We start from the raw sequence: 15,147 nt of genomic DNA on the forward strand, positions 1-15,147 counted from the left end.
GCCCAGCAGACCGCACAGATCAACGTCCCAGAATCCGGAGAATTCCATGACTTCAGCAGTAATCGTTTCCACCGCACGCACCCCCCTGGCCAAGAGCTGGAAGGGCTCCTTCAACATGACACACGGCGCCACCCTGGGCGGTCATGCCGTCGAGCACGCGCTCAAACGCGCCGGCATCGAGGCCGCCGAAGTCGATGATGTGATCATCGGCTGCGCCACGCCCGAAGGCGCCACGGGCGCCAACATCGCACGCCAGATCGCCCTGCGCGCTGGCTGCCCGGTGACGGTATCGGGAATGACAGTCAACCGTTTCTGCTCGTCCGGCCTGCAGACCATCGCCCTGGCGGCCCAGCGCGTGATCGCTGGCGAAGCCGACATCTACGTGGCCGGCGGCGTCGAAAGCATTTCCTGCGTGCAGCAGGAAATGAACACCCACATGCTGCAGGAAACCTGGCTTGCCAAGAACAAGCCCGAGATTTACTGGAACATGCTCCAGACCGCTGAGCAGGTCGCCAAACGCTACAACATCTCGCGCGACCGCATGGACGAGTACGGCGCACTGAGCCAGCAAAAAGCAACCGCAGCTCTCGCTGCAGGCCTCTTTGAAGCCGAGATCGCACCGATCACCGTGACAGCCGGCGTGGCCGACAAGGTCATGGGCCTCTCCACCAAACAAGTTACTGTGAGCAAAGACGAAGGCATCCGCGAAGGCACGACCAAGGAAGGCATCAGCGGCATCAAGCCGGCCATTCCTGGCGGCGTGATCGCGGCCGGCAATGCCAGCCAGTTCTCCGACGGCGGCGGCGCCGTAGTTGTGATGAACGAAACTCTGGCCGAAAAGAAAGGCCTCAAGCCCCTGGGCCGCTTCCTTGGCTTCGCAGTTGCCGGTTGCGAGCCCGACGAAATGGGCATTGGCCCGGTCTTCGCGATCCCCAAGGTACTGGCCAAGCTGGGCCTGAAGATCAGCGACATCGATTTGTGGGAGCTGAATGAAGCCTTTGCCGTGCAAGTGCTGTACTGCGCCGACAAGCTGGGTATTCCCATGGACAAGCTCAACGTCAACGGCGGCGCCATCGCCGTCGGTCACCCTTATGGCGTGACCGGCCAGCGCCTGACGGGCCACGCCCTGATCGAAGGCAAGCGCCGCGGCGCCAAGCGCGTCTGCGTGACGATGTGCATTGGCGGCGGCATGGGCGCAGCCGGCATTTACGAAGTTCTCTAAACCGGGCAGCCACCATGAATGAAACCCTGCTCCTTCAGAAAGGGCAGGTGTTTCCTGCCTTGCCGCCCGCTCTTGTACCGGGGAGCCCGTCATGAGCCTTCGGCCCACGCTGGACTTTCTGCTTTACCGATGGCTGGGCGCCGAGTCGCTGAACCAGCGCGCGCGTTTCGCCGACCATTCGCGCGAGACTTTCGACGCGGTGTTCGACACCTGCGAGCGCATCGCGCGCGAAAAATACGCGCCTTTCAACCGCATAGTGGACACACAGGAGCCGCATTTCGACGGCGAAAAAGTCATCCTGCCGCAGGCCACACACGACGCGCAGAGGGCCTATGCCGCCTCCGGCATGCTCAGCGCCGCGCAAGACTACGAAGTCGGCGGCATGCAGCTTCCCTATACCGTGGAAGCGGCGGCCAATGCCTTCTTCGCCATGGCCTCAGTCAGCATCGGCTCAGGCCTGCTCACTACCGGCAATGCCAACCTGCTGATGGTGCATGGCACCGACATGCAGAAGGAAGTCTTCGCCAGGAACGAGTTCTCCGGCCGCTTCTCGGGCACCATGTGTTTGTCCGAACCGCAGGCCGGTTCCTCGCTCAGCGACGTGACCACGCGTGCGGTCCCGGATGGCGACGGCTTTGAGGCTGACCCGCTGGGCCCACGTTATCGCCTGAAGGGCAACAAGATGTGGATCTCGGCCGGCGAGCACGAGCTGACCGACAACATCATCCACCTGGTGCTGGCCAAGATACCGGGGCCGGACGGCAAGCTGATCGCCGGCACGCGCGGCATTTCGCTCTTCATCGTGCCCAAGAAAATGGTCGATACCCAAGGCGAACTCACCGGCGTGCGCAACGACGTGGCGCTCGCGGGCCTGAACCACAAGCTGGGCTGGCGCGGCACCACCAACACGCTGCTCAATTTCGGCGAAGGCAAATACCCTGTGGACGGCCAGGCCGGCGCGGTCGGCTACCTGGTCGGCAAGCCTCATGAAGGCCTGCGCTGCATGTTCCACATGATGAACGAGGCACGCATCGGTGTGGGCACGGCCGCCACCATGCTGGGCATGGCGGGTTATTACGCCAGCCTCGATTACGCCAAAAACCGGCCGCAGGGCCGGCCCGTCGGCGGAGGTTCTAAAAACGGCACCGGTGCCGTGGGCAAAGACGCCTCCCAGCCACAGATCCGCATCATCGAACATGCCGACGTCAAGCGCATGCTGCTTGCGCAAAAAGCGTATTGCGAGGGCGCGCTGGCGCTGGAGCTGTATTGCGCCCGCCTGGTTGACGAACACCACACCGCCGAGGCGCAGGCTGCCGACGACGCGCGCCTGCTGCTCGAGGTGCTGACGCCGATTGCCAAGAGCTGGCCCAGCGAGTGGTGCCTGGAGGCCAACTCGCTCGCCATACAGGTGCATGGCGGCTACGGCTACACACGCGACTTTCCGGTCGAGCAGTACTGGCGCGACAACCGCCTGAACATGATCCACGAAGGCACGCACGGCATCCAGGCCATGGATTTGCTGGGCCGCAAAGTGCTGATGGAAGGGGGCAGGGGATTGCAATTGCTGGCAGCGCGTATCAACGCCACGGTTGAAAAGGCGATTCAGGTGCCTGAACTCGCCGCCCATGCCAACGCACTGGCCAAGGCATTGCAGCATGTGGGCAGCGCCACCAAGGCGGCCTGGGCCACGGGCGAACCCGGCCAGGCGCTGGCCAATGCGGTACCCTACATGCAGGCCTTCGGCCACACCGTATTGGCGTGGATCTGGCTGGACGTGGCGCTGGCCAGCCTGGCATTGCAGCAGCCTGCTACTAATTCGATAGCGGCTCACGCAGGACGGATGGGCGCTACACGCTATTTTTATCATTACGAATTACCCAAAATCGGCGCCTGGCTCAAGGTCGTTGAAACCCGCGACCTGACCTGTGCCGATTTACCCGAGGAGGCGTTTTAATGGCTTTTTTCAAACCGTCCGCTGACCCTGTTTCCAACAAGGCCGTGGCTCGCTTGCAGACCCTGATCTGGGTCCTGATTTACGGCGGGCTGCTCACGTTGGTATTGGGTCTGTCGGTCCAGCGGCTGGACGATGCCATCGGCTGGTCCATGGTGGTGCTGGGTGGCATTGTGGCGGCGGTTGGCGCGGTGCTGGTTTACGTGCGCTCCCGCATCAACGTCGGCTCGTAGCGGCCTGAAGTCGCCACGACGACAGCGCAGCCTGCAAGGCCCCTGATGTTGTGCCAATATGGCAGACCGTCGCGCCCGGCATTGAAGCCACGGCCAAAACTGACAGATTATTCGCAACCCATCCTTGCCGGAAGTCCCGATGCGGCGCCCGGCAAGCCCGATGACATCCAACAGGAGACAACTTTCATGACCCGTACCATCCAGCAGCTGTTCGACCTCAAAGGCAAAACCGCACTCGTGACCGGCGGCTCGCGCGGCCTGGGACTGCAACTGGCCCAGGCGCTGGGCGAAGCCGGCGCCAAAGTCATTTTGAGTTCGCGCAAGGCCGAAGACCTGATCGAGTCCGCTGCCGAGTTGAAAGCTGCCGGTATCGACGTCGACTGGATCGCCGCCGACTGCTCGAAAGAAGAAGACATCCGGGCGCTGGCCGACGAGGCCATCAAGCGCCTGGGCCATGTCGACATCCTGGTCAACAATGCCGGCGCCGCCTGGGGCGCACCCGCGGAAGACCACCCGGTCGAAGCCTGGGACAAGGTCATGAACCTCAACATCCGCGGCTATTTCATCCTGAGCCAGCACATCGCCAAGCACAGCATGATCGCCCGCAAGTCCGGCCGCATCATCAACGTAGCCTCCATCGCCGGCCTGGGCGGCAACCCGCGCGAGATGACCACGGTGGCTTACAACACCTCCAAGGGTGCCGTCATCAACTTCACGCGCGCACTGGGCTGCGAATGGGGCAAGTACCACATCACCGTCAACGCCATCTGCCCGGGTTTTTTCCCGAGCCGGATGACCGTGGGCACGCTGAAAGCGCTGGGCGAGGAAAAACTCGCCTCGCATGCACCGCTGGGCCGTCTGGGCGACGACGAGGATTTGAAGGGCTTGTGCGTGCTGTACGCGTCGGATGCCGGCAAGCACATCACGGGCCAGTGGATGGCGGTGGACGGCGGTGTATCAGTAGTAACCGGTGGCTGATGTGGCCCCCACGCTTGTCGCTTCGCACCTGCGGTGCGCTGCCCCTTTCCTAATGATTGGGGCGCATTTTTCCTTGGGGCGGCCCGGCGGAAAAACACAGTGAAAGGTTGGGAACAGTTAATGAATTTCGGCGCTGACATCCCTTTCGTCAACCACCTTGGATTCGAGCTCGAACTGTTCGAAGGGGGCGCCTCGGCCATTGGTTATGCGCCCAGGCCCGAGCACCTCAACTCATTTGCCGTGACGCACGGCGGCGCCATCATGACGCTGCTGGACGTGACCATGGCGACGGCCGCTCGCAGCGTACAGAAAGACATGGGCGTGGTCACCATCGAGATGAAGACCAGCTTCATGCGGCCGGCACCCGGTGACGGCAGCCGGCTTACAGCCAAGGGGCGGCTCATGCATCGCAGCACCACCATGGCGTTTACCGAAGCCACGCTGTATGACGCGGAAGGCCGCGCCTGTGCACACTCCACGGGCACCTTCAAGTACGTGCGGCGGGTTGCCACCGCCGCCCAAAACACCGGCGCACCGGATCTATCCGGCGGCGGCATATCAACCGATTGAACCGAGTTATTGGTTAAATCACAGCCCAGCCCAATAAAAACCGGCGCAAGCAGCTATCAAATCAATAGCAAATCATCTGCCTTTCCCGACAACACACAGGAGACTTCCATGCCCATCAACCAGCAAATCCTGCTCGACAACCGTCCCACCGGCGAAGCCGTCGCCAGTAACTTCATGCTGGTGTCCAGCGACACGCCGCCGCTGCAGGATGGCCAGGTGCTGGTGCGCCACCATTACCTGAGCCTGGACCCTTACATGCGTGGCCGCATGAGCGATGCCAAGAGCTATGCCGCGCCGCATCCGCTGGGCCAGGTCATGCTGGGCGGCACGGCAGGCGAGGTGGTGGAAAGCCGCTCGCCCAAATTCCAGCCTGGCGACAAGGTGGTCGGCATGGGCGGCTGGCAGGAATACAGCGTGGTCAATGCCGACCAGCCCGGCGCGCTGCGCAAGGTGGACACCACGCACGTGCCGCTGTCGCACTACCTGGGCGCGGTCGGTATGCCCGGTGTCACCGCCTGGTACGGCCTGGTGAAAATCATTGAGCCCAAAGCCGGCCAGACCATGGTGGTCAGCGCCGCTACCGGCGCAGTGGGGAGCGCGTTCGGCGCACTCGCCAAGGCACGCGGCTGCCGCGCCGTCGGCATTGCCGGTGGCCCCGATAAATGCAAATATGCCGTCGATGAACTCGGCTTTGACGCCTGCATTGATTACAAAGTGCACGCCGATGCCGCTTCGCTGACCAAGGCTCTCAAGGACGCCTGCCCGGATGGCATTGATGGCTACTTTGAAAACGTGGGCGGCATGGTGCTGGACGCCGTGCTGCCGCGCATGAACGCTTTCGGCCGCATCGCGCTGTGCGGCATGATCGCCGGCTACGACGGCCGGCCCATGCCGTTGGCCTACCCGGCGCTGATTTTGACCAGCCGCCTCAAGCTGCAGGGCTTTATCGTGGCCGAGCACATGGAAGTCTGGCCCGAAGCGCTCAAGGAACTCGGCACGCTGGTGGGCACCGGCAAGCTGCGCCCGCGTGAAAGCGTGGCGCAGGGGATTGAATCGGCGCCCGAAGCATTCCTCGGGTTGCTCAAAGGCAAAAACTTCGGCAAGCAGTTGGTCAAGCTGATCTGACCCGACCACGGCGCGGTCAAAAGGAGGTGGACATGACGCATGAAGTCTTCAACCAGCCCGCAGCGCTGTCGGACTACAACCTGTTTGACACCAATCGCCCGCTGCGCGACGCGCTGAAATTTAATGCGCCAGCGCTGGACACGCACGAGCTGAGGCAGCTCGGTGCGAAGCTGGGCAGCACGGCCATGCAGACCCACGCGCGCCTGGCCAATGTGCATGGGCCGGCGCTGCACAGCCATGATCGTTTTGGCCGTCGTGTGGACCAGGTGGAGTTTCACCCGAGTTATCACGAGCTCATGAAACTCGCGACGGGCTCGGGCCTGCATGGCTCTCCGTGGTCTGAAGAAAACCCGTCACCCCATGTCCAGCGCGCAGCAGGCTTCATGCTCTTCACCGAGCTCGAGCCCTCCATCCTGTGCCCCATCTCCATGAGCTACGCGGCCACGCCCGCGTTGCGCGGCAACACAGCCATCTACGCCGACTGGGGCCCCAAGCTGGCGAGCCGCGCCTATGACCCCGAACTCAAGCTGTGGCAAGCCAAGGCCGGCCTCACCATGGGCATGGGCATGACGGAAAAGCAGGGCGGCTCCGACGTGCGGGCCAACACCACGCGCGCTGAGCCCGCAGGCCGCGACGGCTGGGGCGAGCGCTATGCCATCACCGGCCATAAATGGTTTTTCTCGGCGCCCATGTGCGACGCCTTCCTGGTGCTGGCCCAAACCCCAAGCGGCCTTTCCTGCTTTTTCCTGCCACGCGTGCTGCCCGATGGCGGCCTCAACGCCATCCGCATCCAGCGCCTCAAAGACAAGCTGGGCAACAAGGCCAACGCAAGTTCTGAAGTGGAATTTGAAAACGCCCAGGCCTGGCTGGTCGGAGGCGAAGGCCGCGGCATTCCACAAATCCTCGAAATGGGCACCATGACCCGGCTGGACTGCGCGCTGGGCACCAGCGGGTTGATGCGGCAGGCGCTGGCCCTGGCGCTGAACCACACCTCGCAGCGAAAAGCTTTTGGCAAGCTGCTCATCGACCAGCCGTTGATGCGCAACGTGCTGGCCGACCTCGCGCTTGAATCCGAAGCCGCGACCGCGCTGGCAATGCGCCTGGCCCGGGCTTTCGACCACACGGGCGATGCCCACGAAGCCGCCATGGCACGCCTGTTGACGCCTGTCGCCAAGTTCTGGATCTGCAAGCGCGGCAGCCACTTCGCCCAGGAGGCGATGGAATGCCTGGGCGGCAACGGTTATGTGGAGGAGGGCGGCGAGGGCGTCATGGCCCGCGTTTACCGCGAAATGCCGCTCAATTCGATTTGGGAAGGCGCGGGCAACATCATGGCGCTGGACCTTTTGCGCGCGCTGCGCAAAGCCGACGCCGTAGCGGCCCTGAACCAGGAGCTTGCCGCCGCACAAGGCGCGCATCCGGCGCTGGACCGGCTGGCCGCTGCCTTGCCCACACGTGTGGAAGAAATGGCGACTGAAGTGGAGGCACGGCGGCTCGCGCAGGACGTGGCGTTGGCGGTGCAGGCCGCCTTGCTCTACCAAACCGCGCCCGCTGCCGTCTTCAGCGCTTTTTGCGACTCGCGTATTGCGGGCAACTGGGGCCATGCCTTTGGCACGCTCGGTGCCGGGACCGATTTCGACACCCTCATCGCGCGGGCCATGCCCCGCTGAATTTCCAGACACCCAGAACACCCCGGAGACACCATGAGCGAGCTGATTCTTCACCACTACCCCACATCGCCATTTGCCGAAAAAACCCGCCTGATGCTGGGTTACAAAAACCTGCCCTGGAAGTCCGTCATCATCCCGATGATCATGCCCAAGCCCGACGTGGTGGCGCTGACCGGCGGCTACCGCAAGACACCCATCCTGCAAATCGGCGCCGACATTTACTGCGACACCGCCCTGATCAGCGACGTGCTGGAGCATTTGCAGCCCGAGCCTTCGGTGTACCCGGAACCCAGCAAGGGCCTGGCGCGCACGCTGGCGCACTGGGCCGACAACACGCTGTTCTGGACCTCCATGGCCTACAACACGCAGCCCAAGGGGATTGCCCAGATGTTCGACAAGGCGCCGCCCGAAGCCGCCCGGGCTTTCGGCGAAGACCGCAAGGCCATGAGCATCGGCATGCCGCGCCTGCGCTCCAGCGACGCCGCCGCAGCCTATAAATCCTATTTGCGCCGCATTTCCGACATGCTCGACGACCGGCCTTTTCTGCTGGGCGATGTGCCCTGCATCGCCGATTTCGCGATGTACCACCCACTGTGGTTCACGCGCACCCGCACCCCGGTGCTTGCGGGCATCCTGAACCTCACACCCGCCGTGCTGGAGTGGATGGACCGCATGGCCGCCATCGGCCATGGCGGCATTGAAAAATTCAGCTCTGCCGAGGCTGTGGCGCTGGCCGCCGCGTCCACCCCTGCGCCGCTGCCGGGCGATCTGTTCCAGGACGAACACGGCATTCCCTTGGGCAGCCAGGTGCTGGTCAGCGGCGAGAGTTTTGGACCGGAGCCCACCGAGGGCGAGCTGATCGCCGCTACCCGCATGCATTACACGCTGCGCCGTACCGATGCGCGTGCCGGCACCGTGCATGTGCATTTCCCCCGCATCGGCTACACCCTGAAAGCGGCAACTCCGGCATGAGCAGCAACACCGGTATTTCCTGGCGTTTTCTTCCCTTTGGCGCGCTGACCACACGTGAGCTTTACGAGATCTTGCAGCTTCGCAGCGAGGTGTTTGTGGTCGAGCAGGCCTGCAGCTTCCAGGACATGGACGGCGCCGACATGGAGGCCATGCATTTGCTGGGCACAAGCGAAGGGCGGCTGGTGGCCTATGCGCGCTGCTTTGCCGCGGGCGTGAAGTTTGCGGAGGCCAGCATAGGCCGCGTGGTCACGCATGCCTCGGCACGCGGCGGCGGCGTTGGCCATGTGCTGATGAAAGAGGCCGTTGGCCGTTTACAGCAGCACTGGGGCCCGCAACCCATTCGCATAGGCGCACAGGCACGGCTTGAGCAGTTCTACCTGCAGCACGGTTTTTCCAATACCGGCCAGCCCTACATCGAGGACGGCATACCGCACATCGAGATGTTGCGGATTGCCTGAACAGTTGCCTCAAGTTCCCAGAGTGACAGCTGAGACGCCTTGCCTCACGGACAATTTTCCCATTCCAGCCATCAAGGACTCCCCAAAATGATCACGGACTTCAAAGGTAAAACCGCAGTGCTGACCGGCGCGGGCTCGGGCTTCGGCCTGGAATGCGCGCGCCTGGGCGCCAAACTGGGCATGAACCTGGTGCTGGTCGACGTGCAGCAGGACGCGTTGGACAAGGCCACCGAGGAGATGAAGGCCGCCGGCGCCCAGGTGCTGTCCTTCAAACTTGACGTCTCCAGCGCCGCGCAGATGGAGGCCATGGGCAAGGCCGTGTTCGAGCGCTTCGGCGCGCCGCATTTCGTCTTCAACAACGCCGGCGTCGGATCCGGCGGCCTGATCTGGGAAAACAGCGTCAAAGACTGGGAATGGGTGCTGGGCGTCAACGTCATGGGCGTGGTCCACGGCGTACGCATCTTCACGCCGATGATGCTGGAAGCAGCCGCCAAAGACCCATCCTGGCAAGGCCACATCGTCAACACCGCCAGCATGGCCGGGCTGCTGAACCCGCCGAACATGGGCGTCTACAACGTGAGCAAACATGCCGTGGTGGCGCTCAGCGAAACCCTGTACCAGGACCTGGGCCTTGTGACCGATCAGGTTGGCGCCTCGGTGCTGTGCCCGTTTTTTGTGGCCACCGGCATCGGCATGAGCCACCGCAACCGGCCGGCTGAACTCGGCGCGGAAAAGCCCACCAGGAGCCAGATGATCCAGCAGGCCATGACAGGCAAGGCGGTCGGCTCCGGCAAGGTGAGCGCCGCCGATGTGGCGAAACTGGTGTTTGACGCCATCGCAAAGAACCAGTTCTACATCTATAGCCACCCCAAAGCCATCAACTCTGTGCAGACACGGCTTGAAGACGTGCTGCAGGCACGCAACCCGACGGATCCGTTTGCCGACAAGCCCGAAATTGGCCAGCAACTGAAAGCCGCGTTGCGCGGAGCCTGATGCGCCGCGGCTGCCTTGCTTGGGCCGGCCTGCTGCTTGGGCTGGCGGGGGCAGGCGCGTTGGCACAACCGGTGAAGTGCCCCGACGGAAAACTTGCCGACGGCATTGAACGGGCAGGGGACGCCCGGCAATGCCTTGTCATCCGCAAGCTGGCGCCTGGCCAGACGTCCCGCATCACGCCCAAGGTACTGGTCGTCTTTCTGCACGGCGACAACGGCGGGCGCACGGAGTTGAAAGCGGACAGCGGCACAGCAGCCTTGCTTGCCGAAAAGCTCCAGGCCGTCACCGTGGCGATGCAGCGGCCCGGCTACCGCAGCGATCTGGGCGTATCGGACGGCGAGTCCGGCCCCGGGGACGACGACTACACACCCCGCAACGCCGAAATCATTGCTGCCGCGCTGGGCAGCCTGCGCAGCCTCAACCCCGGCAAAAAAATCCTGCTGATCGGCCATTCGGGTGGCGCGGCCATGGCGGCGCTGGTCGCCAGCCGCTTTCCCGGCAGCGCCGACGCCTATTTGCTGGCCGCCTGCCCCTGCGATGTGCCGGCATGGCGGCAATGGCGCAACAGCTCGGCGGGCAAGGCCGGCGTCTGGAGCCGCAGCCTTTCACCGCTGGCCGAAGCGGAAAAAAACAGCCCGGATACACAGATCAGCGTGGTGGTGGGCAACAAGGACGAGAACACCTTGCCCCAGTTCAGCGAGGCCTATGTCAGGGCGCTGCAGGCGCGCGGCGTCAAAACCCGGGTCACGTATGCGATGAACGCCACCCACGTGTCGGTGCAGCGCGCGCCGGAGTTCTTCATGCTGGCCGGGGAATTGGCCGACAGGCTGTCGAAATAGCGGCGCTGCGCTATCCTTGCCGCTCCTTCATTCAACGCTTTTGATGATGTCCAAATTCCTGAACCGCCTTTCCCTGGCTGCCGTTGTCGCGGCCGGCTTGCTGCTTGCCGGCTGTAACGACGCGCCGGGCACCGCACCCGGCAGCCCGTCGGCAAAGGCTGCCGCCGAACCGGTATCCGTGGCTGCCATCGAAGCCGGCGCCAAAGGTTTTTCGGCCGGCGCTTTAATGAGCAAGCGCACGGTGTATGTGTTTTTTGATGCGCAATGCCCGCACTGCGGCGCGCTGTGGGAAGCGGCAAAACCGCTGAAGTCCCAGGCCAGGTTTGTCTGGATCCCGGTTGGCATGCTCAACGCCGCCAGTACGGCCCAGGGGGCGACCCTGCTGGCGGCCAGCGACCCGGTGGCTGCCATGGACGCGCATGAAACTTCGCTGCAGGCCCGGCGCGGCGGCATCAGTGCGGCCAGCAATATCGACGCGCAAAAAGAAGCCGTCGCCAAAAACACCGAGCTGATGACCAGGCTGGGTTTCGCTTCGATCCCCACCATCGTCGGAACCCACGCGCAGACCGGCGCCACGGTGTCACATGAAGGTTCATTGCCAACGGCGGCTCTGGCCACCTTGCTGGGTTTACAGCCGCCGGCAGCGCAGTAATCTGGTATTTACCTTGGAAAAGTGGCTGAAACCCAATAGGGACGCGCGCAACAAGCTATATATTTGATAGCAGTTGCGCGCCGTGGCTCAGCCCCGCTTCAAAACAGAACCCGGCTGCGGATGGTTCCCGGCACCTCGGCCAGCTTGGCCAGCGCGATATCGGAGTGCGCTGCGTCGATGTCGATCACCACGTAACCCACTGCCTCGTTGGTCTGCAGGTACTGCGACGCGATGTTGATGCCGTTGGCCGCAAACACCTTGTTGATTTCCGACAGCACGCCCGGCACGTTGCGGTGAATGTGCAGCAGGCGGTGCTTGCCTGGGTGGGCCGGCAGCGCCACTTCAGGAAAGTTGACGGAAGATGTCGAGGTGCCGTTGTCGCTGTACTTCACCAGCTTTTCGGCCACTTCGATGCCGATGTTTTCCTGCGCTTCCATGGTCGAGCCGCCCACGTGCGGCGTCAAGATCACGTTGTCGAGGCCGCGCAGGGGTGATTCAAAAATGTCCTTGTTGCTGCGCGGCTCCACCGGAAACACGTCGATCGCCGCACCCAGCAGCTTTTTCTGCTTCAGCGCCTCGGCCAGCGGTTCGATCTCCACCACCGTGCCGCGTGAGGCATTGATCAGCACGCTGCCGGGCTTCATCGCGGCAATCTCGGCCGCGCCCATCATCCATTGCGTGGCCTGGGTTTCGGGCACGTGCAGGCTCACCACGTCGGACTGGGCCAACAGATCCTTGAGTTGAGCCACCTGCCGGGCGTTGCCCAGCGGCAGCTTGGTCACCACGTCAAAAAACACGACCTGCATGCCCAGCGCTTCGGCCAGCACCGACAGCTGCGTTCCGATGGAGCCGTAGCCCACGATGCCCAGCGTTTTGCCGCGGATTTCGTAAGCGTTTTCGGCCGACTTGAGCCAGCCGCCGCGGTGCGCCACGGCGCTTTTCTCGGGCACGCCGCGCAGCAGCAAAATGGCCTCGGCCAGTACCAGCTCAGCCACGGAGCGGGTGTTGGAAAAAGGCGCGTTGAACACCGCAATGCCGCGTTCGCGGGCGGCGTTCAGGTCGACCTGGTTGGTGCCGATGCAAAAGCAGCCGACCGCCGCCAGCTTGCCGGCCTGGGCAAACACATCGGCAGTGAGCTGGGTGCGGGAACGGATGCCGACAAAATGCGCGTCGGCGATTTTTGCCTTGAGTTCGTCATCGGGCAGCGCGCCGGCCAGGCTTTCGATCTGCGAGTAGCCTGCCGCCTTGAGAACTTCCACTGCGGAGGGGTGAATGCCCTCGAGCAACAGGAATTTGATTTTTTGCTTGTCGACCGAAGTTTTGTTCATGGAAAGCCGCTGCGCCAAGAAGTGGATGAGGAGCAAGTATGAGGGAAGCGAAATACCCGTGCTGGTGCGCGGTTGGGCGGCGGGATTCGAGGCCTCGAATAATGCCAAAAATGGCCGCAGACCTTACTGGACGTGCGCAAGCAGCTATTAAATCAATAGCGGCTGGGTCTGGGGCTCCTGATCGGGTTCGGCGGGTTCACAGGCAACAGCATCCCCCACGCGCAGTAAACCGCCCTGCAACACACGCGCCGTCAGCCCGCCGTGGCCGCGCATGGCGTTGTAGCCGCCCGGGCCCAGCACTTCCTCCATGCGCGAACAGGGTTCGCACGGGCCGGTGATTTCCAGCACCACATCGCCGATGCGCAGCGCCATGGGTTGGTCCCTGAAGAGCGATTTCGCAGCCAGCAGGTTCAGGCCCGACACCACCAGGTTGCGCCTAAGGCTCGCGGCATCCACCGTGCCAAGCCGCATCAGCGCCGCCAGCACAGGCAGGTGCTCGGCCTGGATCAGGGTGACCTGGCGCTTGCTGCTTTCCGGGCGAATGGCGGGCGCCGCAGCGCTCCGGTCGCCTTCCAGCCCACGGCCGGCAAGCGCCGTCACGGTTGCCACGCGGAGCGCCGGGCTGCGGCGGGCGGGCCTCAGCAAAATCTGCTCAAGCCGCCCTTGGTGGGGGAATTGCCGGGTGAGCGTGCGCAGGTCACTGATGCCCGTGCCGGCGGTGGCTGTCATTCCAGTACCTGTCCCGCGGAAGGGTAGCTGCGCGACAGCACCTGCTCGTCTGTCAATTCCGGGCCCTGCCACATGGTGACTTCTGAAGCGCCGGCCCCCAGGGCCATCTCATGGAGGGCCCGTATTTCCACCTGGGTGAAACCACCCGCGGGCTCCCCTAGAGGATGGAACACCATGCGGGGCGCGGGAGCCAGCACGTGGCTGGCCTGAAGTTTCCGGACGAATGCCTTCAGTACCTGCTCACCGTGGGTGAAGTCGGACACCATGGAGCGCGGGTGGCTGAAAGGATTGATGACCTGTGCCGACTTGCTCGATTTATGCAGGGCAGCGTCATTGCCCGCACCCAGCACTTTGGGCTTGGGGCTGCGGGAAATCGCAATTTCGGGCACTTCGGAAATGAAAGCGCCCGTTTTCACATTGCGCACCGTCAGCCGGTAAGGCGACAGGCGAATGTACAAAGGTGGCTTGATGAAGTCGAACATGGTCAAGGGCGGCGGTTGAATTCAGTGAGCCTGGTGCTCATGACAATACGGCTTTCAGCGCGGCCAGGAGCCGCGCAGCTGCCAGCTTGACCCGCATCTTGAAACGACGGGCCATGCGCCATGGCAACGACGCCCTGGCCTGGGCCATGATTTTGTCCTTCCAGGCTTTCCAGGGGGTGTAGAGCCGCGCGAACCACGGCATTTGCATGAGTGCAGGCTGGGTCAGCTGAAAGAGGCGTGCGGCCAGCGCGGTTCCGGTGAGTTTGGCCGCCAGTATCAGCGCCAGGCCGACAGTCACATGCCCCAGGCCGAACAGGTAAAGCGCCAGCAGCTTCACCGGTATCAGCGCCAGCACCGGCACGCTGAAGGCGAGCAGGGCAGCCCAGGGCGGCAAGCGGATGATCCAGCGCTCCAGCCGCCCCCACCAGGGCAGGCGCCCCAGTGCTGCAAAGCCGGCGGCCAGCGGCTCCCAGCCCCATTCTTCAAACAGCAAAAACAGCGCGACAGGCGCAAGCAAAACGACCCGCAGCACTTTTTCGAATTTGCCCATATCTGTTTTCCTTAAAGCGCCGAAGGGTAGGCACGGCTCCAGCCGAGCAGCAGCACACCCGCTGCAAGCACCCAGGCCAGTGTGGCGCAGGCGAGCGTGACGGGCAGTGTCGCGCGCACGCTGAGCCAATACACCACCAGCAGATAAACCGCATAGGGAATGAGCGACCACAGGCCAAACAGTGCCGTGGTACGAAGGTCGGCCGCGGAGCGTTCGCTGCCCACGATGTAGTGCGCAATCAATGCAAAGGTGGGAAACAGCGGCACCAGCCCGGCGATGAAAAAGCTGCGCGACCGGGAAAGAAGGGCAATAACCAGCACGGCAAGCGCACCCAGCAGGCATTTAAGAAAAAGTGAAAGCATCGATCGAAAAGAAAAAAGAATGCAGGGACGTGGCCG

General features: G+C 63.3%; 17 protein-coding genes. 12 read left to right on the plus strand and 5 right to left on the minus strand.

Going from position 1 to position 15,147, the window contains the following annotated elements; genetic code table 11:
- Window positions 1-46 precede the first annotated feature (46 nt).
- The 12 genes from ACXJKE_RS12370 (at window position 47) to ACXJKE_RS12425 (ending at window position 11,660) form a co-directional block, all read left to right on the plus strand.
- Window positions 47-1,222, plus strand: coding sequence for an acetyl-CoA C-acyltransferase (locus ACXJKE_RS12370; RefSeq protein WP_457280858.1), 1,176 nt, complete (start codon window positions 47-49; stop codon window positions 1,220-1,222).
- 91 nt (window positions 1,223-1,313) lie between these two features.
- On the plus strand, window positions 1,314-3,176 hold the full coding sequence (locus tag ACXJKE_RS12375) for an acyl-CoA dehydrogenase (RefSeq protein ID WP_457280859.1): 1,863 nt from the start codon (window positions 1,314-1,316) through the stop codon (window positions 3,174-3,176).
- Complete coding sequence (locus tag ACXJKE_RS12380) at window positions 3,176-3,406, plus strand: hypothetical protein (protein WP_457280860.1); 231 nt, start codon at window positions 3,176-3,178, stop codon at window positions 3,404-3,406. Before ACXJKE_RS12375 ends, ACXJKE_RS12380 begins: the two co-directional genes overlap by 1 nt.
- A 186-nt stretch (window positions 3,407-3,592) precedes the next feature.
- Window positions 3,593-4,384: an SDR family oxidoreductase gene (locus ACXJKE_RS12385; RefSeq protein ID WP_457280861.1), complete on the plus strand. Its 792-nt coding sequence runs from the start codon at window positions 3,593-3,595 to the stop codon at window positions 4,382-4,384.
- A gap of 120 nt (window positions 4,385-4,504) precedes the next feature.
- Entirely contained in the window at window positions 4,505-4,954 is a 450-nt protein-coding gene (locus ACXJKE_RS12390) for a PaaI family thioesterase (RefSeq protein ID WP_457280862.1), read from the plus strand.
- Between the two features lie 108 nt (window positions 4,955-5,062).
- Window positions 5,063-6,079 (plus strand): NADP-dependent oxidoreductase, encoded by a 1,017-nt coding sequence (locus ACXJKE_RS12395; RefSeq protein WP_457280863.1) that lies wholly within the window; start codon window positions 5,063-5,065, stop codon window positions 6,077-6,079.
- A gap of 26 nt (window positions 6,080-6,105) precedes the next feature.
- Window positions 6,106-7,746 carry an isovaleryl-CoA dehydrogenase gene (locus ACXJKE_RS12400; RefSeq protein ID WP_457280864.1) on the plus strand — a complete coding sequence of 547 codons (1,641 nt, stop codon included), beginning with the start codon at window positions 6,106-6,108 and terminating at the stop codon, window positions 7,744-7,746.
- A 33-nt stretch (window positions 7,747-7,779) separates the two neighbouring features.
- Window positions 7,780-8,718, plus strand: a complete 939-nt coding sequence (locus tag ACXJKE_RS12405) for a glutathione S-transferase family protein (RefSeq protein ID WP_457280865.1) — start codon at window positions 7,780-7,782, stop codon at window positions 8,716-8,718.
- Entirely contained in the window at window positions 8,715-9,176 is a 462-nt protein-coding gene (locus ACXJKE_RS12410; RefSeq protein WP_457280866.1) for a GNAT family N-acetyltransferase, read from the plus strand. Before ACXJKE_RS12405 ends, ACXJKE_RS12410 begins: the two co-directional genes overlap by 4 nt.
- 87 nt (window positions 9,177-9,263) lie before the next feature.
- Complete coding sequence (locus ACXJKE_RS12415; RefSeq protein ID WP_457280867.1) at window positions 9,264-10,169, plus strand: SDR family oxidoreductase; 906 nt, start codon at window positions 9,264-9,266, stop codon at window positions 10,167-10,169.
- Complete coding sequence (locus ACXJKE_RS12420; RefSeq protein ID WP_457280868.1) at window positions 10,169-11,008, plus strand: alpha/beta hydrolase family protein; 840 nt, start codon at window positions 10,169-10,171, stop codon at window positions 11,006-11,008. Before ACXJKE_RS12415 ends, ACXJKE_RS12420 begins: the two co-directional genes overlap by 1 nt.
- A 43-nt stretch (window positions 11,009-11,051) precedes the next feature.
- Window positions 11,052-11,660: a thioredoxin fold domain-containing protein gene (locus tag ACXJKE_RS12425; protein ID WP_457280869.1), complete on the plus strand. Its 609-nt coding sequence runs from the start codon at window positions 11,052-11,054 to the stop codon at window positions 11,658-11,660.
- A gap of 98 nt (window positions 11,661-11,758) precedes the next feature.
- On the opposite strand, the gene serA is transcribed toward ACXJKE_RS12425, so the two are convergent.
- The 5 genes from serA to ACXJKE_RS12450 all read right to left on the minus strand — a co-directional run bounded on the left by serA (window position 11,759) and on the right by ACXJKE_RS12450 (window position 15,111).
- On the minus strand, window positions 11,759-12,988 hold the full coding sequence (serA, locus tag ACXJKE_RS12430; protein ID WP_457280870.1) for a phosphoglycerate dehydrogenase: 1,230 nt from the start codon (window positions 12,986-12,988) through the stop codon (window positions 11,759-11,761).
- A 147-nt stretch (window positions 12,989-13,135) separates the two neighbouring features.
- On the minus strand, window positions 13,136-13,717 hold the full coding sequence (locus ACXJKE_RS12435) for an MOSC domain-containing protein (protein ID WP_457280871.1): 582 nt from the start codon (window positions 13,715-13,717) through the stop codon (window positions 13,136-13,138).
- A complete protein-coding gene (locus ACXJKE_RS12440) occupies window positions 13,714-14,199 on the minus strand; it encodes a rod shape-determining protein (RefSeq protein ID WP_457280872.1) in 486 nt (161 codons plus the stop codon). The genes ACXJKE_RS12435 and ACXJKE_RS12440 overlap by 4 nt, the downstream gene beginning before the upstream one ends.
- A gap of 37 nt (window positions 14,200-14,236) precedes the next feature.
- On the minus strand, window positions 14,237-14,749 hold the full coding sequence (locus tag ACXJKE_RS12445) for a hypothetical protein (protein WP_457280873.1): 513 nt from the start codon (window positions 14,747-14,749) through the stop codon (window positions 14,237-14,239).
- Between the two features lie 11 nt (window positions 14,750-14,760).
- Window positions 14,761-15,111 carry a GlpM family protein gene (locus ACXJKE_RS12450; protein WP_457280874.1) on the minus strand — a complete coding sequence of 117 codons (351 nt, stop codon included), beginning with the start codon at window positions 15,109-15,111 and terminating at the stop codon, window positions 14,761-14,763.
- Window positions 15,112-15,147: the final 36 nt, after the last annotated feature.

This window comes from Polaromonas sp. P5_D5, assembly GCF_054049435.1.